Origin of the sequence: Pseudomonas sp. FSL R10-0056 (genome assembly GCF_009600105.1) — a bacterium.
In the GTDB taxonomy this organism is placed as follows: domain Bacteria; phylum Pseudomonadota; class Gammaproteobacteria; order Pseudomonadales; family Pseudomonadaceae; genus Aquipseudomonas; species Aquipseudomonas bubulae.
Genome location: NZ_WIWL01000112.1, coordinates 161415 through 180814 on the forward strand (window position 1 = coordinate 161415; position 19400 = coordinate 180814).

Genomic DNA, 19400 nt, shown 5'->3' on the forward strand with positions numbered 1-19400 from the left:
TTGTCGCAGGCCCGGGTTTTTGTTAAAGTTATAAAACTAACCGTTTAGTACATAACTGTTTCGGACGTTTCCCGGTCTGTCGACCTGGCCTGTTCAAGGCCTCGACGACGTGCAGAAACGCCGACACGTCTGCGCCTGCCTTGCAAGCCGCTACAGTTAAACGCTATGCCCTCCTCCCAACCGTTCATGCATCAATAGGGTCATGCACAATGAATAACGCTCAACCTTCGGCAGCCGCAAGCCGTTGGCCCATCTGGGTCGCCGCTTTAGGCGTGCTGGTTTTCGGTTTGCTCTATGTCGCCGGTGGCGGCTACCTGGCCACGCTCGGTGGTAGCCTGTACTTCCTGCTTGCAGGCCTGGGCATGGTCGCTTCGTCCGTGTTGCTGTTCAAGCGACGCCTGGCTGGTGCCTGGCTGTTTGCTGCCATCATGCTCGCCAGTGTTATCTGGGCCCTGGCGGATGCCGGGCTGGTGTTCTGGCCGCTGGTTTCACGTCTGTTTGCCCTGGCTGTGCTCAGCCTGGTCGTGGCGCTGGCTTACCCTTCGCTGCGCAAGGCCAATGGCCTGAGCGGCAACGCCGGTTATGCGCTGGGTGCAGTGCTGGCCGTGGCCATCGCCGCCGGCTTCTGGGGGATGTTCCAGCCTCACGCCTCGATCGCACCGACCGGTGACGGCCCGGGGCTGACCAAGGTTGACCCGGCCAAAGCCCAGAAAGACTGGGCACACTACGGCAATGACGAAGGTGGCAGCCGCTTTGCTGCTCTGGATCAGATCAACCGTAGCAACGTGTCCAAGCTGGTACCGGCCTGGACCTACCAGACCGGCGATGTGGCCATCAGTGATGGCAATGGCGCAGAAGACCAGATGACCCCGCTGCAAGTGGGCGACAAAGTGTTTATCTGTACGCCACACAACAACCTGATCGCGCTGGACGCCGATACCGGTAAAGAGTTGTGGAAGAACAACATCAATGCCAAGGCCGCCGTCTGGCAGCGTTGCCGTGGCCTGGCGTACTTTGATGCCAGCGCCCCAGTCGCAGCACCCACCGATGGCAGCACCCCGGCCGCAGCCGTCACCGTTGCCCCGGGCGCGGCGTGCCAGCGTCGCCTGCTGACCAATACCATCGATGCACGCCTGATCGCGGTAGATGCCGACACCGGCCAGTTCTGCCCGGATTTCGGCAGCAATGGCCAGGTTGATCTCAAGGCCGGCCTGGGCAATGTGCCCGACTCCTACTACCAGTTGTCGTCGGCACCGTTGATGGCAGGTACCACGGTGGTGGTTGGCGGTCGCGTGGCTGACAACGTCCAGACCGATATGCCAGGTGGCGTGATCCGTGGTTTCGACGTAGTGACCGGCGCCATGCGCTGGGCCTTCGACCCGGGCAACCCGCAGGACAAGCAAGCACCGGCAGAAGGCAAGACCTACGTTCGCAGCACGCCGAACAGCTGGGCACCGATGTCCTATGACCCGCTGATGAACACCGTATTCTTGCCGATGGGCAGCTCGTCCACCGACATCTATGGTGTCGAACGTACCGAGCTGAACCACAAGTACGGTGCATCGGTACTGGCACTGAACGCCACCACTGGTGAAGAAAAATGGGTGTATCAGACCGTCCACAATGACTTGTGGGACTTCGATCTGCCGATGCAGCCAAGCCTGATCGACTTCGCCAAAGCGGACGGCAGCAAGGTCCCAGCGGTAGTGATCGGCACCAAGGCCGGGCAGATTTTTGTCCTCGATCGCCACACCGGCCAGCCGCTGACCAAGGTTGAAGAAGTACCGGTCAAGGCCTCGAACATTCCGGACGAGCCCTACTCGCTGACCCAGCCAAAATCCGTGGGCATGCCACAGATTGGTGCGCAGACCCTGACTGAATCGGACATGTGGGGTGCAACCCCGTTTGATCAGATGCTGTGCCGTATTTCCTTCAAGAAGATGCGTTACGAAGGTCTGTACACCGCGCCGGGCACTGATGTGTCGTTGAGCTTCCCGGGTTCGCTGGGTGGCATGAACTGGGGCAGCCTGTCGACTGACCCTGTACACGGCTTTATTTTCGTCAACGACATGCGCCTGGGCTTGTGGGTGCAGATGGTTCCGCAGCAAAAAGACGCCAAGGCCTCTTCTGGCGGTGAAGCGCTGAACACCGGCATGGGTGCCGTACCGCTCAAGGGCACGCCTTATGCGGTGAACAAAAACCGCTTCCTGTCGGTAGCCGGTATTCCGTGCCAGGCCCCGCCTTTCGGTACGCTGACCGCCATTGACATGAAGACTCAGAAGGTCGCCTGGCAAGTACCGGTCGGTACCGTGCAGGACACCGGCCCGATGGGGATCAAGATGGGTCTGCAACTGCCGATCGGCATGCCGACATTGGGCGGTACCCTGTCGACACAAGGTGGCCTGGTGTTCATCGCTGGCACTCAAGACTTCTACCTGCGCGCTTTTAACTCGGCCAACGGTGAAGAAGCCTGGAAAGCCCGTTTGCCTGTTGGCAGCCAGGGCGGTCCGATGACCTTTGTTTCGCCTAAAACCGGCAAGCAATACATCGTGATCACCGCTGGTGGTGCCCGTCAGTCGCCGGATCGCGGTGACTACGTGATCGCTTACGCACTGCCTGACAGCAACTAAGCACTGCCCTCCCCTGTGGGATCGGGCTTGCTCGCGATAGCAGCGCCTCGATCCTTCAGACAGACCGGGTTGCCTGCATCGCGGGCAAGCCCGGCTCCCACACTGACCGCGCTAACTTTTTACTATGGGAGCGGGCTTGCTCGCGATAGCAGCGCCACGATCCTTCAGACAGACCGGGCTGCCTGCATCGCGGGCAAGCCCGGTTCCCACACTGACCGCGCTAACCTTTTACTGTGGGAGCGGGCTTGCTCGCGATAGTAGCGCCTCGGTCCTTCAGACAGACCGGGTTGCCTGCATCGCGGGCAAGCCCGGTTCCCACACTGACCGCGCTAACTTTTTACTGTGGGAGCGGATTTGCTCAGCAACACCCGCGTCACCCTCCGCTCTTCTACCTCGACTACGGTCAAGGTCCAGCCTTCCCACGTCAGCTTGTCGCCAATCATCGGCAGACGATCCAGTAAACTCATGACCATACCTGCAAGTGTCTGATAGTCATCCGTGGCCTTGGCTGCAAAACCGATGTGCTGGCGAATCTGGCTCAGGTTCAAGGCGCCGCTGACCAGATAACCCTCCTCCTGGGCAACGATATTGGGCCCCTCTATCTCGCTGGCATCCGGCAGTTCACCAGCGATCGACTCAAGAATGTCAGTCATGGTCAGCAGGCCGATGAAGTCACCGAACTCGTTGATGACAAACGCAATGTGCATCGACTCTTTACGCATCTGTTCCAGAGCGTTGAGAATCGTGAAGCTGTCCAGCAGATTGATGGCCTTGCGCGCCATCGCCTCCAGATCCGGTTCATGCCCCGCCAGCAGCTCCTTGAGCAGCTCCTTTTTATGCACAAAGCCCAAGGGTTCATCTACCCGGCCATCCCGGATCAGGGGCAGCCGGGAGTACGATGAATGCATCAGCTTTGTACGGATGGTCTCTGCCGAATCAGCCAGATCGATATGATCGATCTCGGCACGGGGCGTCATCACCGTGCGAATCGACCGTTCCGCCAGTTGCAATACGCCACTGATCATCACGCGCTCGCGTCGATGGAAGACGTTCTGCTGACTGCCACCGTCAAGCATGTCGGCAATCTCTTCGCCCACTTCATCAGCACTCAGGGTGCGTCCGCCAAGCAAGCGCATCACCGCATGGGCGGTGCGCTCGCGCATGGGCCGCAGGCCCTGCACGCTTTTCTTGCGGCGCGCACGGGCAATCTGGTTGAGTACTTCGATCAGGATCGAGAAGCCGATGGCGGCGTACAGATAACCTTTCGGGATATGAAAGCCCAGGCCCTCGGCAGTCAGGCTGAAGCCGATCATCATCAAGAAGCCCAGGCACAGCATGATCACCGTAGGGTGACTGTTGACGAAGTGGGTCAACGGTTTGCTGGCGATGATCATCAGGCCGATCGAGAACACCACGGCGATCATCATCACCGACAGATGTTCAACCATGCCTACCGCGGTAATCACTGCGTCCAGGGAAAACACCGCGTCTAGCACGACAATCTGCGCCACAATCGGCCAGAACATGGCATAGCCCAGCGCCGATGAGCGCTCGGCCACATGCCCTTCCAGGCGCTCATGCAACTCCATCGTGGCCTTGAACAACAGGAACAAGCCGCCGAACAGCATGATCAGGTCGCGCCCCGAGAACGCTTTGTCGAAGACTTCGAACAAAGGCTGCGTCAGCGTGACCATCCACGAGATGCTGGCCAGCAGGCCCAGGCGCATGACCAGGGCCAGCGTCAGGCCGATGACCCGGGCACGGTCGCGCTGCTCCGGCGGCAGTTTGTCGGCGAGGATGGCGATAAACACCAGGTTATCAATACCCAGTACCAGTTCCAGCACAATCAGGGTCAACAGGCCGAGCCAGGCCGTGGGATCTGCAATCCATTCCATAGGTATCAGTCAATCTCACGAAGGTGCTGGGTTAACGGCGAGCGCGCACAGACAAGCGCATCAGCAGAGGTGCTGGCGCAAAATAGAGGGCGGGGAATGGGTAACACGTGCTCGATTGCGAGGATCAAGCCTGGAGCAAGCGCAGATTCAAAACTGCGACTGGGTGGTTCCTGAAGGGTGTTCATACAAGCCTTTAGTGAATTGGGGATGCAATCCTACAGCGATTAAACTCATTTCCTGTTAGCGGACTTATTACAAAATTTAACAAGTTCTCCCTCCTCCGCCTTGCTCGACCTGACTGGCGAACCATTGCAGCACCGCCGGACACGCCGGATGCAAGTCTGCAGCAGGTTGCAGGCACAACGAATAGTTACCACCGGTTTTCAACGGTTCACCAAACGGAATCACCAGTGCCCCGCGTTGAATGGACTCCGCCGCCAGGGTCATGTCCGTGACCGCCACCCCCAAGCCACGCGCGGCAGCATCGAGGGCCAGCTCATCGAGATTGAACGGGATATGCCGATAGCTGTGCAGCGGCTTGCCGTCATTGGCGGCTAGCCAGTCGTGCCAGGCTTGCTGGTCGGCCGAGCGATGCAACAGCGCAAAGCGCAGCAGATCTTCCATCGACGCCAGCGGCCCCAGGCTGGGTGCACACACTGGCACCAGAGCCTCATCGAATAAAGCCATGCAGGCCGGGTCAGTGGAGGGTCGGGGCAAGTACAGGATGTAGGCATCGCTGTCGCTGGCCGGTTCGACAACCTCGGTGGCGACCGTTTCAATCGACAAGGCTATGTCCGGGTGCTGCAAGTAAAAGTCACTGAGTTTGGGCAGTAACCAGCGCACGGCCAGCGATACATGCATGCGGATACGGAACGGTCGCTTTTGCGGCGACAAACGATCTTCCAGCAGCTTTAACTGTTCAAGAATGCCGCGGGCACTGGCCAGCACCTGTTCGCCTTCGACGGTCATGCGCACGCTGCGACTGGTTCTGACAAACAACGTCACACCAAAGTGAGCTTCCAGTTGCTGGATTTTCCGGCTGATAGCGCTTTGGGTCAGACACAGCGTCTGCGCCGCCTGTGTGAAGCTGCCCGATTCAGCCACCTCTACCAGTGCCTGCAAACCCTGCAACGAGGGTACGTGACGAACCTTATCCATGTGTTTTTTGCATCAATCAATGAATTAATAGCGTTGGTTATATCACTTGGTACCGCCTAAATTCCATTCATAACCAGCGCCAGCAACGGCCAGCCATGCAATTAGCGCATGTATTCAAAGGCCGGGCAGCCCCCTGACCGGCAAATGAGGTGAAACGTGAAGAATGAATGTGGCTGGATTGCCCTGGCAGGAAGCTCCCCCCTCCGTGATCACCTCAAAGGCATCGAGAAAGCCGACTGGTTGATTATCGGTGCGGGCATTACCGGCCTCAGTGCGGCCCATTCCCTGGCGCAATTGCACCCGCAAGCTCGCATTCTGATTGTCGACAGGCAACGTGCAGCCCAAGGTGCATCGGCACGCAACTCCGGTTACGCGGTGGCCCATGAAAACCCGGCGGATGACGAGCTGATCGGCAAGGGTGGATTTGCCGGCTATGCCGTGGACTCGACAATCGGCCAGGCGGCCGGTGATGAAGTACGCATGCGCATTGCGCGCCACGGCATCGACTGCGAGTACCGGGATTCGGGTTACTACTTCGCCGTCAACGACCCGGGCAAATTGACCCAGGTTGAGGCCAAGCTCAAGACCCTGCATGCAGTCGGCGCATCTGCACACTTTCTGGAAGGCGCGCAACTGGCGCAGACACTCGGCACCCGCCATTACCAGGCGGCCATCTGGTGCGGCAATGGCAATGCGTTGTTGCAGCCGGCGAAATACGTCAAGGGTCTGCTGGATGCCTTGCCGGCCAATGTCAGCCTTTTTGAAAACACCGACATCATCGGGCTTGAACGCCTGAGTGGCGGACGCATTCGGGCCAAGGGTATCCAGGGCAGCATTGAAGCCGCACAGGTACTGGTATGCCTGAATGCCTTTATCCCCCGCGCCGGGATCGACAACAGCGCAACCTTCCCGATGGAGCTCAGCGCCAGCCTCACCCGCCCCCTGAGCGACAAGGAGTATCAGGCCATCGGCAGTGTCGAGCCCTGGGGCGTGCTGTCGACGAGGCCGCTGGGCGCGACGGTGCGACTGACTCCGGATCGGCGGGTAATGATCCGCAATACCGCGGAATACCGTACGCGCGATTTGTCCGGCAGTGACTTGTCACTGCGTCGAAAACACCATGCACTGGGCCTGCAACGTCGCTTCCCCGGGCTCGGTGAGCAAGACATCCGCTACACCTGGACCGGCCATCTGAGCGCTACCCGCAGTGGCCAGCCGTACTTTGCCAAGGTCGAGGAAGGCATCTATGCCGTGGCGGGCTGCAATGGCTCCGGGGTTGCTCGCGGCACGCTGTGGGGCCGTCTGCTCGCAGAGCTGGCCTGTGGCGCCAGCTCGCCCCTGCTGCAGTCGGTCATGGACAGAGCGCAGCCGGGCTGGTTGCCGCCACGGCCATTTTTTGACGTCGGTGCAGCGCTGCGCATGCGCATGGAAGCCCTCAGAGCCAAAACAGAAATCTGAACACTCTCACACCACAAAAGAATAAAAGCTCCTTGAAAAGGTGATTGAACATGAACATCAGCCCGGTTTCCCTTGCGGTCATGCTCGCAGCGTTTTCGGCCGTCAGCCACGCCGACGAGAGCGTGAATATTTCCAACTGGAACGGCTATATTGCCGACGACACCCTGACCACCTTCACCAAGGAAACAGGGATCAAGGCGACCTACGATATTCACGACAGCAACGAAGTGCTGGAATCCAAGTTGATGACCGGTAATACCGGCTATGACGTGGTCAGCCCTTCGAACCACTTTATGTCCCGCCTGATCAAGGCCGGTGCCATCCAGAAACTGGACAGGAGCCAGTTGCCAAACTGGAAGAACCTGGACCCGGTGTTAATGAACAAACTGGAAGCCAACGATCCCGGCAATCAGTACGGCTACCCCTACATGTGGGGCACGGCGGGGATCGGCTACAACGTCGAGAAGATCAAGGCGATTTTTGGTACCACGGATGTCACCCGCTCCTGGAGCCTGTTTTTCGATGAAAACAACATCAAAAAACTGAGCCAGTGCGGTGTGGCGATTATCGATAATCCGACGCAAGTGTTGCCGATCACTCTCAACTATCTGGGCTTGCCGCACCATAGTCATGAGCCTGAGGACTACAAGAAAGCCGAAGCGGCGCTGCTGAAAATACGACCTTATGTTCAGTATTTTCATGCATCCAAATACATCAGTGATCTGGCCAACGGCAATATCTGTGCGGTCATCGGCTTCAACGGTGATGTGGTACAGGCTGCGGCAAGTGCGCGGGAAGCCGGGAACGGGATCGACATTGCGTATTCGATCCCAAAGGAAGGTTCGACGTTATGGCTGGACATGGTGGTCATGCCCAAGAGCGCGCCCCATGAAAAAAATGCCTACACCTACATGAACTACCTGCTGACCCCGCAAGTGATTGCCACTATCAGCAACCATATCCACTACGCCAACCCCAACCAGGCGGCAGACCCGTACCTGGCGCCGGACGTGAAACAGGACCCGGCGATCTACCCGTCCAGTGAAGTGATCGACACCCTGTTCACCGTGGAAGACCTGCCGGCCAAAATCGCCCGTCTGAGCACCCGTTTGTGGACCAAGCTCAAGACCAATACGTGATATTCAATGGTGTGTGCTCGGCTGCCTTGGCCCGGCAACCAGCCACGCCAGCATGCCCAGCAACGGCGCGAAGATGATAATGGCAATCCACATCAGCCGGCTGCTTGACCGTGCCCCGCTTTTCATCACCCCGCGGATTGCCCAGAGCTCCAGCAGCACCAGAATAATTGCCAGTACCACCCATATGGTTTCGATTTGCATGCGCGACCTCCTGTGGTTGTTAAACGTTAGGCGGGGAGATGGCGCGAGGGTTCATTAATTCTTAAAACCGCCAGCCCTTGCGCTTACAACAGGAAGCGGTCGGTCACATTGCGCCGCTCGTTGTCATCGCGCACGTCATAGCTGACGGTGGTGGCAATGTTGGCGTGGTGCGCCAGCTTCTGTGCGATCGACACGTCGTACTCTTCAATCACCCGGGTAATGAACGAGCGACGAAAATCATGGGGCATGATGTCGACCCCTACCTGCCTGCCCCGCTGCTTGGCGATGTAATAGATCGCATGTTTGGTCAGGCGATCACGAGTGATGTGGTTGCCGCGGCGGATGCGATTGAACAAAAAGGTGTCATCACTGACCCCGTCCGGCAGGTTCGCCCGGCGGAACGCCAGCCACTCTTCCAGTTTTTCGAAAGCCCAGGCCGGTGCAAACTTGATCAGTTCCTTGTTGCCCTTGCCCAGCACCTGCAAGCTGCGCTGTTCTACATCGACCTGCCACAGGTCCATATTCACCGACTCGGACTTGCGCATCCCCGAGCCATACAGAATTGCGATGATCGCCGCGTCCCTGAGCCCTTGCGGACGGGGGTCTGCGGCACAGACGTCCATCAGTTCGCGAATCAGATTGCGCCGCAGGTTACGCCCCTTGACCAGCCGCGAACCGCCTCCCGCCTTGACTGCGCGTATCTTGAGCAAATGATCCTGAGTGATCAGGTTTTGTTGCCAGGCCTGATTCATCACGCCGCGAATGGCGTTGACATAGAGCGATGAGGTATTTGGCGCGTAACCGTCTTCACGCAACGCCGCCACCAGTGCGGTGATATGCCCCGGTTGCAGTTGATGCCAGGGGAATTCATCAATCGCCACGTCTTCAGCGCCCAGGCGGTCTGCCGCTTCCTGCAAGACATAACGCATGGTCTGGCGGCTGGACGGCGCCAGCCGCTGAAGATAAAGCGCCACAGGCGTTTGCACCGGGTTTAACACCAAGGAAGAAAGCGGCGGTAGCGGGGAGTCAATCGTAGACAAAACCAATCTCATTACAGGCAGAAACAGTTCGCAATATACCCCATGCGGCGGGGATTTCCGCGTTTAGCGCATTAACGCCAACCTACTCGCGAATTGCATGACCTGGGCGCGGCATACATGCATTCTGCACGAATAGAAACGTCAGCTTTAAAACTTAACTAATTGATTTTTATTAATTTTATATCGTCCGTTCAAGTTGGTACAGCTAATGCAATATTCACCCCTGAGGGTCGCATGCATAAAGGCCCATCCCTATCCGTGAAAGAGACAGGTGAGTGAATATGAATGCCATCGATTTGCTGTTGGAAGACCACAAACGAGTCAAGGCCATCTTGAGCCAGCTCAGCGACTCCACCGAGCGCGCCGTGAAAAAACGCACTGAACTGCTCAACAAACTGGAAATGGAAATTACTATCCACACCCGCCTTGAAGAGGAAATCCTCTACCCGGTCTTCAAGAAAGCCGGTGGTAAAGAGCAAGCCGTCATGTACCACGAAGCGAAGGAAGAACACCGCACTGTGGACTCCCTGGTATTGCCTGACCTTAAGAAAACTGCCCCCGATTCTCTGGAATTCTCCGGTCGTGCAAAGGTGGTCAAGGAACTCCTCGAGCACCATATCGAAGAGGAAGAAACCGAGATGTTTCCCCAGGCCCGCAAGTTGCTCGGTAAAGCGGTGCTCGATGAGCTGGGAAAACAGATGGAAGCGATGAAAGCCGAATACAAAAAGTCCCTGAACAGCAAGCCCCTGGCGGCGTGATGGCACCAGCGCCCGGCAGGTTCAGCCCTGGGTAAAGCCTCGCGCCAGCATCACTGCAACCCCCAGCAACATGCAGGCTGTAGCCCGTTGCAACAACACTTGTCGCGACGGGCTTTGCAGCACCCGGCGAATACGTTGACCGAAGTAACAATACAGGCAACCACTGGCAAACTGCAGCAGCAAAAAAGCCAGCCCCAGTACCGCCAGATCCAGCATTCGGGAATCACTGCCCTGCCCGGCGAACTGCGGGAATACGGCGCTGAACATGACGATGGTTTTCGGGTTGGAGAAACCGGTGAGCAGGCCCTTGCCAAAGCGCCCTGTAAAATCGTTGTGCAGTGTGTCGGGACTGTCCAGTTTCAACCCGGTGCTGGTCCACTGCCGGTACGCCAGGTACAGCAAGTACGTAACCCCCACATACTGGATCCCGCGACTGATTAACGGGTTGCCCTTGATCAGTTCGGCGAAGCCTACGGCAAATACAAGAATCGACACCAGATACGCTGCGCTGGCTCCCAGTTGTACCGGCATGGAACGCTTGAGCCCCTGCTGCATGCCGAACCCCATCAAGAGCAGGGTCATGGGCCCGGGGCTGAAGGTCATGGTGGCGCAAAACATCAGAAAATACAGAAATGAAGCGAGTGTCAGTTGCGTGGCCATGACGGTGGTTGAATCCAGAAATTACGGTCGCGCAGTCTAGGCAGGCCCTGCTGGCTATTGGCAGAGCAAGCACTGACAAACTTTACCGACCTTTACTGGTAGCATGACCGGTAAAGTACGAGGCCCTGCATGCACTTACCTACCGTTGCGTTTCAACCCGGCCTGTCCAAGGTCCAGCAGATTGTTGATGCCTTGAGCCAGGCCATTGATCAGGGTCTGCTCAACCCCGGCAGCAAACTGCCTTCGGCACGCGAGATGACTGCTCACTGGGGCGTCAGCAAATTCACCCTGATCGAAGCCCTGGATCGCTTGCGCGGGCAGGACAGAATCACATCCAGTCAGGGCCTGGGCTACTTTGTTGCGACGAAAACGCTGCAGAGCGGACGCGCCACTGCCCTTGACCTGCTGCCGCAAGACTTGCACAGCGTCTTGCGCCGCTCCCTGACCGGTGCCAGCGGTGCCCTGCGCCCCGGCAGCGGGCATTTACCGGAAAGCTGGCTGGAAGCCAGCGCCCTGCGTGGCAACATGCGCCAGCTCAGTCGCTCGCCAGCCCTGCGACTGACCGGTTATGGTGACCCGGCGGGCTATTTGCCGCTGCGTCAGGCCTTGCAGCAGAAACTGTTGAGCCAGGGCCTGAATGTGGGGGTCGAGCAGATCATCACCACGGCCAATACCGTGCTGGGGCTCGACATGCTGCTGCGCTTGCGCGTGCGCCCCGGCGATACCGTGCTGTTGGACATGCCCTGTTATTTCAATTTTCACGCCAACCTGGCCTTGCATGGCGTGCGCGTGATCACTGTGGAGCGCACTGCCCAAGGGCTGGACCTGCAAGCGCTGCAAACCCTGTTCAGCCAGCACCGGCCAACGCTTTACCTCACCACCGGGCTGCTGCATAACCCCACCGGGCACTCCTTCACACCCGGGCAGGCCTACGGACTGCTCGAGCTGGCCAAGCGTTATGAGTGCGCCATTATCGAAGATGATCTTTATGGCGACCTGCACCCAGAACCGCCCCCTCGACTGGTGGCGCTGGCAGGCGTGGAGCAAGTGACCTACCTGAGCGGTTTTTCGAAAACCCTCAGTGCCAACCTGCGGGTGAGCTTTGTCGTGGCCTCTGCGCAGATGGCCGCCGAGCTGACCCAGATGAAACTGATGTGCGGCGGGATTACTTCGGAAATGCTTGAGCAACTGGTGTGCTCGATGCTCAATGACGGCACTTATCACAAACACCGCAAGCGCGTGGTGCAAGGCCTGCAGGCCAGTGGTGCAAGGGTTTCGGGCTGGTTGCAGGGCCTGGGCTTCAGGTTGAGCGCGCCCTACGCCGGCGGCATGTTTATCTGGGCCACATTGCCTGCCGGGCTGGATGGCGAAACCCTCGCCCAGCAGGCGCTTGCCCGTGGCCTGGTGCTCGCGCCCGGGATCCTGTTCGGTTTTGATCCGCAACTGCGCCGCTGCATGCGCTTCAACGTCGCCCACACCGACACGCCTGCCGTCATGGCTGGCGTCGAGGCATTACTGGCTAACCCAACCTGAGCGGATCAACCAGCCCGGCAGCAATGGCCATGCCCACCAGATCGGGTAAATGCCGGGCCTGCATGCGCTTCATCACCCGGGAGCGATACAGGTCGATAGTCTTGGCACTCACCCCCAGCAGCGCGGCAATTTCACGGGTGGTGCAGCCCTTGACCAAAGGCATGAATACATCTTGCTCACGCGGTGTCAGGCTTTGCAGACGGGCCTCAAGTTCGGTCTGTTCCTGGCTGGCGCTTTGCTGCGCGGTATCGCCACTCAGGGCCTGCTGTACGCTGTCGAGCAACAACTGCTGGTTATAGGGCTTCTCGATAAAATCATGGGCACCGGCCTTGAAAGCCCGTACCACAATGGGCACATCGGCATGCCCGCTGACAAAGATCACCGGCATCCTGATCCCTCGTTCACGCAATGCCTGCTGAACATTCAGGCCGCCCATGGCCGGCATGCGGATATCCAGTACCACACAGGCACACAGGGTCGGGTCGCAAGCGTCAAGAAAGGCCTGCCCGCTTGTAAACGCCAGCGCATTGAGGCCCACGGACTCGAGCAACCAGACCGTCGAGTCGAGCATGCCCTGATCGTCATCCACCACATACACCACAGGCCGGGTTTGGGTTGTCATCGTTACTCTCTTGTCGTGTTGAGTGAAGCCATCAATGGCAGGCAGCAGCACATCAGCAAGCCGCTGGTTTGTGGTCGGGCATTGAGTTCACCGCCAAAGCCTTCGACGATGCTGCGGCTCATCGACAAACCCAGCCCGAGACCTTCTGCCTTGCTGGTGTAAAACGGTGTGAACAACTGCTCAAGCTCCCCGGCGCTTACCCCCGGCCCCTGATCCTGCACGCTGATTTGCAGGGTGGCGCCATCAAGGGTTTGAGCCTGCAGGATGATCCGCGAAAGCTGACCCGGTAATTGCTCGTTGTTTGCATCTATGGCATTGCGCAACAGGTTGAGCAGCACCTGCTCCAGCAACACCCGGTCGGCGTATACCCATGGCAGGGACTCCGGCAACTGCAGCTCGATAGTGACATTTCGTTCCCCGGCCTCCCAGGCACACAGGCTGACGGCCTGGCGCGCCACCTCACTGATATCCAGCGCTTGCAGGTTACGCCGGCCCTTGCGCAAAAAACCGCGCAGGCGCTTGATCACTTGCGCGGCGTGATTGGCATGCAGGTTGATCCGCTCCAGTCCCTGGGCCACACGCTCGACTGCGGCAGGATTACTGTCCAGGCTTTGCAGGTAACGTTGGCTGGCATTGGCGTAATTGACCACTGCCGCCAGCGGTTGATTGATTTCGTGGGCAATCCCCGATGCCAGTTCGCCCAGTGTGACCAGGCGCGCGGTATGGGCCATTTCATCCTGATGATGGCGCTGCTGGGCTTCGCGCAGTTCACGCTCGCGCATATCCCGTGCCACCAGCGAGAAAAACCGCTCTCCGGCAGTCGAGCGATGAGCCAGCAGCAGTAACGACACCGGCACCGAAGGCTCGCCATTCAAGGGCAACAAACGGGTCTCGTGACTCCACAAACCCTGCGCCTCTGCACTGTGCCAGCCGTTGCTCTCCAGGGTAGCCAAGACTTGCGCGGTCAAAAAATCAGCCAATGCGGGCATGCCTTCTGCAGGCAGCAGACCCAGCAGACGCCGTGCCGCCGGGTTGAGGTACGACACCCCGCCAGCCGGGTCGATAAACAGCACCGGATCAGGGTTGGCTTCCACCACTTCAGCCAGACGCCGCTTGTTCTCTTCAGCCTGGACGCGGGCCGTGATATCCCGCGACACACTGACCACTTCGACGACCGCCCCGGTGTAGGTTTCACGAATTGCCCGGCTGGCTGTTTCAAACCACAGGTAATGCCCTGCCTGATGGCGAATGCGGTAGGTCATGGTGTGATAGCCGTCGAGTTGCAGGGCATCACGGGCCTGACGCAGCGCCAGCTTCAGGTCGTGAGCATGAAACAGGCGCTGGGCCAGGGTCCCGCGCAGCGTTTCGGGCCAGTAGCCAAGCAGGGTCCAGGACGCCGGCGAGGCATCCAGAAAACGCCCGTCAGGCGTATGGCGCGAGATAAGGTCCGTGGTGTTTTCGGTAATCAGCCGGTACAGGCGTCGGGCTTTGGCCGCCTCTCGCCCGGCCAGCAGTTCTGTACTCGCTTCACGCCCGCGGGCCAGCACACACTGGCTGTCGGGGTCGGGAATAAGCGTCCAGAGCCAGACCTGCTGAGCACTTTGCGCCTCTACCTGCTCGATGGCTCTGCCCTGCTTGAGGCAGGCGCGTACCAGCTCCGGCAGATTGCCCGGCAACAGAGCGCGCGCCTGGCTCAACGCCTTGCCCGCCAGCAGGCGGATCAGTGCGTCGTTGGCTGCCAGCGCCAAGCCGTCTCTATCAAGCACTACAGAGGGTTGAGGGTCATGGGGAAGCAGCGCGATCGGCATTGGGCATCCAGGACTTGAGCGAATTTTTCTTTATATAGTACAACTACTATATTGCTTAGGTATTACTTCCATATCAAACCCGGAGTGAGCTATAAGTCAGACCGGACATAAAACTGACCCGCTCGCCATCGGCAGAGCAGGCAGCCATAGAGCTAACAATCAGCCACCGGAATGACCTTCATGTCGATTTTTGAGCACGGCCTTGAGCCGACTGCCGTAAACCATATTGCCCTGTCTCCGCTGAGTTTTATCGAACGTACAGCCAGCGTCTACCCCGATTACCCTGCCGTGATTCACGGCGCCATCCGCCGCACCTGGGCGCAGACCTACAGTCGTTGCCGCCGCCTGGCTTGTGCCCTGGCCGGGCGCGGGATTGGCCAGGGCGATACGGTAGCGGTGATGCTGCCCAATATCCCGGCGATGCTTGAAGCGCACTTTGCCGTGCCCATGATCGGCGCGGTGCTCAATGCCCTCAATGTTCGCCTCGATGCTGAAGCCATCGCCTTTATGCTCGCCCACGGCGAAGCCAAGGTGCTGATTGCCGATCGCGAGTTCCATGACGTAGTGCATGCGGCCGTGGCCATGCTCGATCACCCGCCGCTGATCATTGATGTGGATGACCCCGAATACGGTGAAGGCCAGCCGGTCAGCCAGTTGGACTATGAAGCGCTGCTGGCCGAAGGCGATCCCGAGTTTGATTGGCAATGGCCCGCAGATGAATGGCAGGCCATTGCCCTCAATTACACCTCCGGCACCACCGGCAACCCCAAGGGCGTGGTGTATCACCATCGCGGTGCTTACCTCAATTCCCTGGGCAACCAGATGGTCTGGGCCATCGGCAATCACCCGGTGTATTTGTGGACCTTGCCGATGTTCCACTGTAACGGCTGGTGCTACCCATGGATCATCACCGCGCTGGCTGGCGTGCATGTGTTCCTGCGCCGGGTTGACCCGCAAAAGATCCTCACGTTGATTCGCGAGCATCAGGTCACCCATCTGTGTGGTGCACCGATTGTGCTCAACGCCCTGGTCAATATGCCCGAGTCCGCCAAGGCTGCCATCGACCACCCGGTGCATGCGATGGTCGCAGGTGCTGCGCCACCGGCCAAGGTGATTGGTGCCGTGGAAGAAATGGGCATCAAGGTCACCCACGTCTATGGCCTGACCGAGGTGTATGGTCCGGTGACGATTTGTGCCTGGCATGAAAAGTGGGATGCGCAGCCTCTGGCCGAACGCGCGCAGATCAAGTCCCGCCAGGGCGTGCGCTACCCGACGCTGGAAGGCGTGATGGTGGCCGACCCGAAAACCCTGGTACCGACGCCCCGTGACGGCGAGACCATGGGCGAGATTTTCATGCGCGGCAATACGGTAATGAAGGGCTATCTGAAGAATCCCAGCGCCACGGCCGAAGCCTTCGAAGGCGGCTGGTTCCACACCGGTGACCTTGCCGTGTGCCACCCGGACGGCTACGTCGAAATTCGCGACCGGCTCAAGGACATTATCATTTCCGGTGGCGAGAACATTTCCACCATCGAGGTCGAGGGTGTGCTCTACCGACACCCGGGCGTCATGGAGGCGGCCGTGGTGGCGCGGCCCTGTGAAAAGTGGGGTGAAACGCCTTGCGCCTTTATCACTCTCAAGGCCGATCATCAGCAGGTGCGCGAGGCCGAGATCATTGCCTTTTGCCGCGATCACCTGGCCGGGTTCAAAGTGCCGCGTACGGTGGTGTTCACCCTGCTGCCCAAGACCTCCACGGGCAAGATCCAGAAGTTCGTGCTGCGTGATATGGCCAAAGCACTGTAACTGCCCCCTATAGACCCACTGTGGGAGCGAGCTTGCTCGCGAAGGTGTCGCCTCGGTTACCCAGACAGGCCGCGGCGCCCAAATCGCGAGCAAGCCCGCTCCCACAGAATGCCTTCAGCTGCAAAAAACGAGGTTTTTCATGCCTGAATTCAACGCCCCCCTGCGCGATATGCGCTTTGTCCTGCACGAAGTCTTCGAAGCCCCCGCACTCTGGGCCAGGCTGCCAGCCCTGGCCGACCACGTCGACGCCGATACCGCCGACGCCATACTTGAGGAAGCCGCCAAGGTCACCGGCCAACTGATCGCCCCGCTCAACCGCAGTGGCGACGAAGAAGGCGCACACTGGCTGGCGGGCCAGGTCACCACACCTGAAGGCTTCAAGTCAGCCTACAACACCTACATCGAAGGCGGCTGGGTAGGCCTGTCGGGCAATCCTGAATTTGGCGGCCTGGGCATGCCGAAAATGCTCGCCGTGCAATTTGAAGAAATGCTCTACGGCGCAAACTCCAGTTTTGCCCTTTATTCGGCGCTAACCAGCGGTGCTTGCCTTGCCATCGATGCCCACGCCAGCGAACCCCTCAAAAGCCGTTACCTGCCACCGATGTACGAAGGCCGCTGGGCCGGTTCCATGTGCCTGACCGAGGCCCATTCCGGCACCGATCTGGGGATTATCCGCACCCGCGCCGAACCGCAGTCTGACGGCAGTTTCAGCCTCAGCGGCAGCAAGATATTCATCACCGGCGGCGATCAGGACCTGACCGCAAACATCATCCATCTGGTGCTGGCCAAGCTGCCGGATGCGCCAGCAGGGCCCAGGGGCATTTCGTTGTTTCTGGTTCCCAAGGTGCTGGTAAATGACGATGGTTCACTCGGACAAGGCAATGCGGTGAGCTGCGGCTCCATCGAGCACAAGATGGGGATCAAGGCTTCGGCAACCTGCGTGATCAACTTTGACGGCGCACAGGGATGGTTGATCGGTGAAGCCAACAAGGGCCTGGCCGCGATGTTTACCATGATGAACTACGAGCGTCTGTCGATCGGCATCCAGGGCATTGGCTGCGCCGAGGCCTCCTACCAGAATGCCCGCACCTATGCCCGCGAGCGCCTGCAAAGTCGTGCCCCGACCGGAGCCGTGGCACCGGAGAAGATTGCCGACCCGATTATCGTCCACCCCGATGTGCGACGCATGTTGCTGAGCATGAAGGCCATGACCGAAGGTGGACGGGCATTTGCCAGCTATGTGGGCCAACAACTGGATCTGGCCAAGTTCTCTACCGAGCCGCAGGAGCAGCAGCAAGCCACTGCGCTGGTAGCCTTGCTGACCCCAGTGGCCAAGGCCTTCTTTACCGATACCGGTTTCGACAGTTGCGTGCTGGGCCAGCAAGTCTTTGGTGGTCATGGCTATATCCGCGAATGGGGCCAGGAACAGCTGGTTCGCGATGTGCGCATTGCGCAGATTTATGAAGGCACCAACGGCATCCAGGCGCTGGATTTGCTGGGCCGAAAAGTGATCGCCAATGGCGGTGCAAGCCTGCGCCTGTTTACCGCACACATCCGTGACTTCGCGACCCGGCCCGGCAAGCCTTATGCCAGCGAACTGCTGGACGCAGTGCAGCGTCTTGAGGACGTCAGTGACTGGCTGCAGGCACGGGCCAGGGCCAACCCCAATGAAACAGGCGCCGCCTGTGTCGAATATCTGCACCTGTTCGGTTATGTGGCGTATGCCTGGCTATGGGCACGCATGGCCGATGTGGCGCAGCGCTCGCGGAGTACCGACCCCGGGTTTTATGACACCAAGCTGGCGACCGCACAGTTCTATTTCTCCCGCTTGTTGCCTCGCACACTGAGCCTGGAGCACGGAATACGGGCTGGCAGCGAATCACTGTTCGAGATCGATGCCGCACATTTTTAAACGCCCGCCAATAAAAACGGCGGCCTGTTCAGGGCCGCCGCAGGCTGTTGCGCACTTGAACCGGGCCTAAACGCTCAGTTCGTCCAGCAACAACACTTCGCGATGCGCCAATAGATCGCCCACGGCCTGGGCCATCGCCTGGTAGTGCGGGGTGGTTTTATGATGCTCGATCGCCTCCATGTCCGCCCAACCTTCAATAAAGACAAAACGCTCGGGGTCGGTACGATCCACGTGCAAGTCATAGAAACGGCAGCCCGGTTCGGCCCGTGAGCCTTCGACACAGGCGCGCAGTGCCTGCTCGACAGTTTTGCCATGACCAGGTTTGGCACGCAATGTGGCAACAATTTTGATGATTCGGGACATATCTACTTCCTGCAGCTTGCGGTGACTTAAGCGCTGAGGATCTGCGCGATTTTATCCTTGATCTGCAAGCGCTGCTCCTTGAGCGTGCGCAGTACATCATCAGGGACGCCTATGGCGTCATTGGCTTCAGCTTCAACGACCTCGGCATCTTTTTCGCCGTACTGTACAAACAGCTGATTCAGATGCGGGTTTTCGCTGCGAAACTTGCTGACGGCCTCTTTAGTGAACCCCAAGTCCTGTAACAAGTCGTGCTTGACTGGCATATCTGCACCTCATGGCTATTTCAGTGGCAGGTTCAGGTTCTGAGGGCGAACCTGATCACAATGGCTCTGTTCACAATGAACCCGCGTAAGCAATAGCACGCAATGGGACTCTCAGAAAGCCGGGCGCGTACTTTCCTCTCCCTTTAGCCGGTTTTCT

16 protein-coding genes are annotated in these 19400 nt (G+C 59.0%); 7 read left to right on the forward strand and 9 right to left on the reverse strand.

The window, feature by feature from the left end; all coding sequences use genetic code 11:
• The first annotated feature begins 209 nt into the window (after positions 1–209).
• The gene (locus GHO42_RS06275; RefSeq protein ID WP_138737977.1) at positions 210–2630 is read left to right on the forward strand and encodes a glucose/quinate/shikimate family membrane-bound PQQ-dependent dehydrogenase; all 2421 of its coding nucleotides are present in this window, start codon (positions 210–212) and stop codon (positions 2628–2630) included.
• Between the two features lie 329 nt (positions 2631–2959).
• On the opposite strand, the gene GHO42_RS06280 is transcribed toward GHO42_RS06275, so the two are convergent.
• Positions 2960–4525 carry a TerC family protein gene (locus GHO42_RS06280; RefSeq protein ID WP_153325964.1) on the reverse strand — a complete coding sequence of 522 codons (1566 nt, stop codon included), beginning with the start codon at positions 4523–4525 and terminating at the stop codon, positions 2960–2962.
• A gap of 261 nt (positions 4526–4786) precedes the next feature.
• Positions 4787–5683: a LysR substrate-binding domain-containing protein gene (locus GHO42_RS06285; protein WP_095019146.1), complete on the reverse strand. Its 897-nt coding sequence runs from the start codon at positions 5681–5683 to the stop codon at positions 4787–4789.
• Between the two features lie 156 nt (positions 5684–5839).
• Here GHO42_RS06285 and GHO42_RS06290 point away from each other — a divergent pair, with 156 nt between their 5' ends.
• Both GHO42_RS06290 and GHO42_RS06295 read left to right on the forward strand, forming a co-directional pair.
• A complete protein-coding gene (locus GHO42_RS06290; protein ID WP_095023383.1) occupies positions 5840–7141 on the forward strand; it encodes an FAD-binding oxidoreductase in 1302 nt (433 codons plus the stop codon).
• Positions 7142–7191: 50 nt separating this feature from the next.
• A complete protein-coding gene (locus GHO42_RS06295) occupies positions 7192–8280 on the forward strand; it encodes a polyamine ABC transporter substrate-binding protein (protein WP_095023382.1) in 1089 nt (362 codons plus the stop codon).
• A 3-nt stretch (positions 8281–8283) separates the two neighbouring features.
• Here the strand turns inward: GHO42_RS06295 and GHO42_RS06300 are convergent, their stop codons facing one another.
• Complete coding sequence (locus tag GHO42_RS06300) at positions 8284–8481, reverse strand: PLDc N-terminal domain-containing protein (protein ID WP_095000205.1); 198 nt, start codon at positions 8479–8481, stop codon at positions 8284–8286.
• Between the two features lie 83 nt (positions 8482–8564).
• Complete coding sequence (xerC, locus tag GHO42_RS06305) at positions 8565–9533, reverse strand: tyrosine recombinase XerC (protein ID WP_178110299.1); 969 nt, start codon at positions 9531–9533, stop codon at positions 8565–8567.
• A 269-nt stretch (positions 9534–9802) separates the two neighbouring features.
• Here xerC and GHO42_RS06310 point away from each other — a divergent pair, with 269 nt between their 5' ends.
• On the forward strand, positions 9803–10279 hold the full coding sequence (locus tag GHO42_RS06310) for a hemerythrin domain-containing protein (RefSeq protein WP_095019143.1): 477 nt from the start codon (positions 9803–9805) through the stop codon (positions 10277–10279).
• 21 nt (positions 10280–10300) lie between these two features.
• Here the strand turns inward: GHO42_RS06310 and GHO42_RS06315 are convergent, their stop codons facing one another.
• Entirely contained in the window at positions 10301–10939 is a 639-nt protein-coding gene (locus GHO42_RS06315) for a LysE family translocator (protein ID WP_095000204.1), read from the reverse strand.
• Positions 10940–11068: 129 nt separating this feature from the next.
• On the opposite strand from GHO42_RS06315, the gene GHO42_RS06320 reads away from it, so the two are divergent.
• Positions 11069–12472: a PLP-dependent aminotransferase family protein gene (locus tag GHO42_RS06320; protein ID WP_095019911.1), complete on the forward strand. Its 1404-nt coding sequence runs from the start codon at positions 11069–11071 to the stop codon at positions 12470–12472.
• On the opposite strand, the gene GHO42_RS06325 is transcribed toward GHO42_RS06320, so the two are convergent.
• Positions 12459–13094: a response regulator transcription factor gene (locus GHO42_RS06325; RefSeq protein WP_095000202.1), complete on the reverse strand. Its 636-nt coding sequence runs from the start codon at positions 13092–13094 to the stop codon at positions 12459–12461. The two genes, GHO42_RS06320 and GHO42_RS06325, sit on opposite strands and share 14 nt — an antisense overlap.
• Positions 13095–13096: 2 nt before the next feature.
• Entirely contained in the window at positions 13097–14902 is a 1806-nt protein-coding gene (locus GHO42_RS06330; protein ID WP_095026232.1) for a PAS domain S-box protein, read from the reverse strand.
• A gap of 180 nt (positions 14903–15082) precedes the next feature.
• On the opposite strand from GHO42_RS06330, the gene GHO42_RS06335 reads away from it, so the two are divergent.
• Positions 15083–16705: an acyl-CoA synthetase gene (locus GHO42_RS06335; protein ID WP_095000200.1), complete on the forward strand. Its 1623-nt coding sequence runs from the start codon at positions 15083–15085 to the stop codon at positions 16703–16705.
• 139 nt (positions 16706–16844) lie between these two features.
• The gene (locus GHO42_RS06340; protein WP_095024656.1) at positions 16845–18617 is read left to right on the forward strand and encodes an acyl-CoA dehydrogenase C-terminal domain-containing protein; all 1773 of its coding nucleotides are present in this window, start codon (positions 16845–16847) and stop codon (positions 18615–18617) included.
• A 66-nt stretch (positions 18618–18683) separates the two neighbouring features.
• On the opposite strand, the gene GHO42_RS06345 is transcribed toward GHO42_RS06340, so the two are convergent.
• On the reverse strand, positions 18684–18980 hold the full coding sequence (locus GHO42_RS06345; RefSeq protein WP_095000198.1) for a putative quinol monooxygenase: 297 nt from the start codon (positions 18978–18980) through the stop codon (positions 18684–18686).
• A gap of 26 nt (positions 18981–19006) precedes the next feature.
• The gene (locus GHO42_RS06350; RefSeq protein WP_153325963.1) at positions 19007–19243 is read right to left on the reverse strand and encodes a YdcH family protein; all 237 of its coding nucleotides are present in this window, start codon (positions 19241–19243) and stop codon (positions 19007–19009) included.
• Positions 19244–19400: the final 157 nt, after the last annotated feature.

Coding starts and splice junctions, on each gene's coding strand:
- GHO42_RS06275 (WP_138737977.1), top strand. CDS start 210: ATGAATAACGCTCAACCTTCGGCAGCCGCAAGCCGTTGGCCCATCTGG.
- GHO42_RS06280 (WP_153325964.1), bottom strand. CDS start 4,525: ATGGAATGGATTGCAGATCCCACGGCCTGGCTCGGCCTGTTGACCCTG.
- GHO42_RS06285 (WP_095019146.1), bottom strand. CDS start 5,683: ATGGATAAGGTTCGTCACGTACCCTCGTTGCAGGGTTTGCAGGCACTG.
- GHO42_RS06295 (WP_095023382.1), top strand. CDS start 7,192: ATGAACATCAGCCCGGTTTCCCTTGCGGTCATGCTCGCAGCGTTTTCG.
- GHO42_RS06300 (WP_095000205.1), bottom strand. CDS start 8,481: ATGCAAATCGAAACCATATGGGTGGTACTGGCAATTATTCTGGTGCTG.
- xerC (WP_178110299.1), bottom strand. CDS start 9,533: ATGAGATTGGTTTTGTCTACGATTGACTCCCCGCTACCGCCGCTTTCT.
- GHO42_RS06310 (WP_095019143.1), top strand. CDS start 9,803: ATGAATGCCATCGATTTGCTGTTGGAAGACCACAAACGAGTCAAGGCC.
- GHO42_RS06315 (WP_095000204.1), bottom strand. CDS start 10,939: ATGGCCACGCAACTGACACTCGCTTCATTTCTGTATTTTCTGATGTTT.
- GHO42_RS06320 (WP_095019911.1), top strand. CDS start 11,069: ATGCACTTACCTACCGTTGCGTTTCAACCCGGCCTGTCCAAGGTCCAG.
- GHO42_RS06325 (WP_095000202.1), bottom strand. CDS start 13,094: ATGACAACCCAAACCCGGCCTGTGGTGTATGTGGTGGATGACGATCAG.
- GHO42_RS06330 (WP_095026232.1), bottom strand. CDS start 14,902: ATGCCGATCGCGCTGCTTCCCCATGACCCTCAACCCTCTGTAGTGCTT.
- GHO42_RS06335 (WP_095000200.1), top strand. CDS start 15,083: ATGTCGATTTTTGAGCACGGCCTTGAGCCGACTGCCGTAAACCATATT.
- GHO42_RS06340 (WP_095024656.1), top strand. CDS start 16,845: ATGCCTGAATTCAACGCCCCCCTGCGCGATATGCGCTTTGTCCTGCAC.
- GHO42_RS06345 (WP_095000198.1), bottom strand. CDS start 18,980: ATGTCCCGAATCATCAAAATTGTTGCCACATTGCGTGCCAAACCTGGT.
- GHO42_RS06350 (WP_153325963.1), bottom strand. CDS start 19,243: ATGCCAGTCAAGCACGACTTGTTACAGGACTTGGGGTTCACTAAAGAG.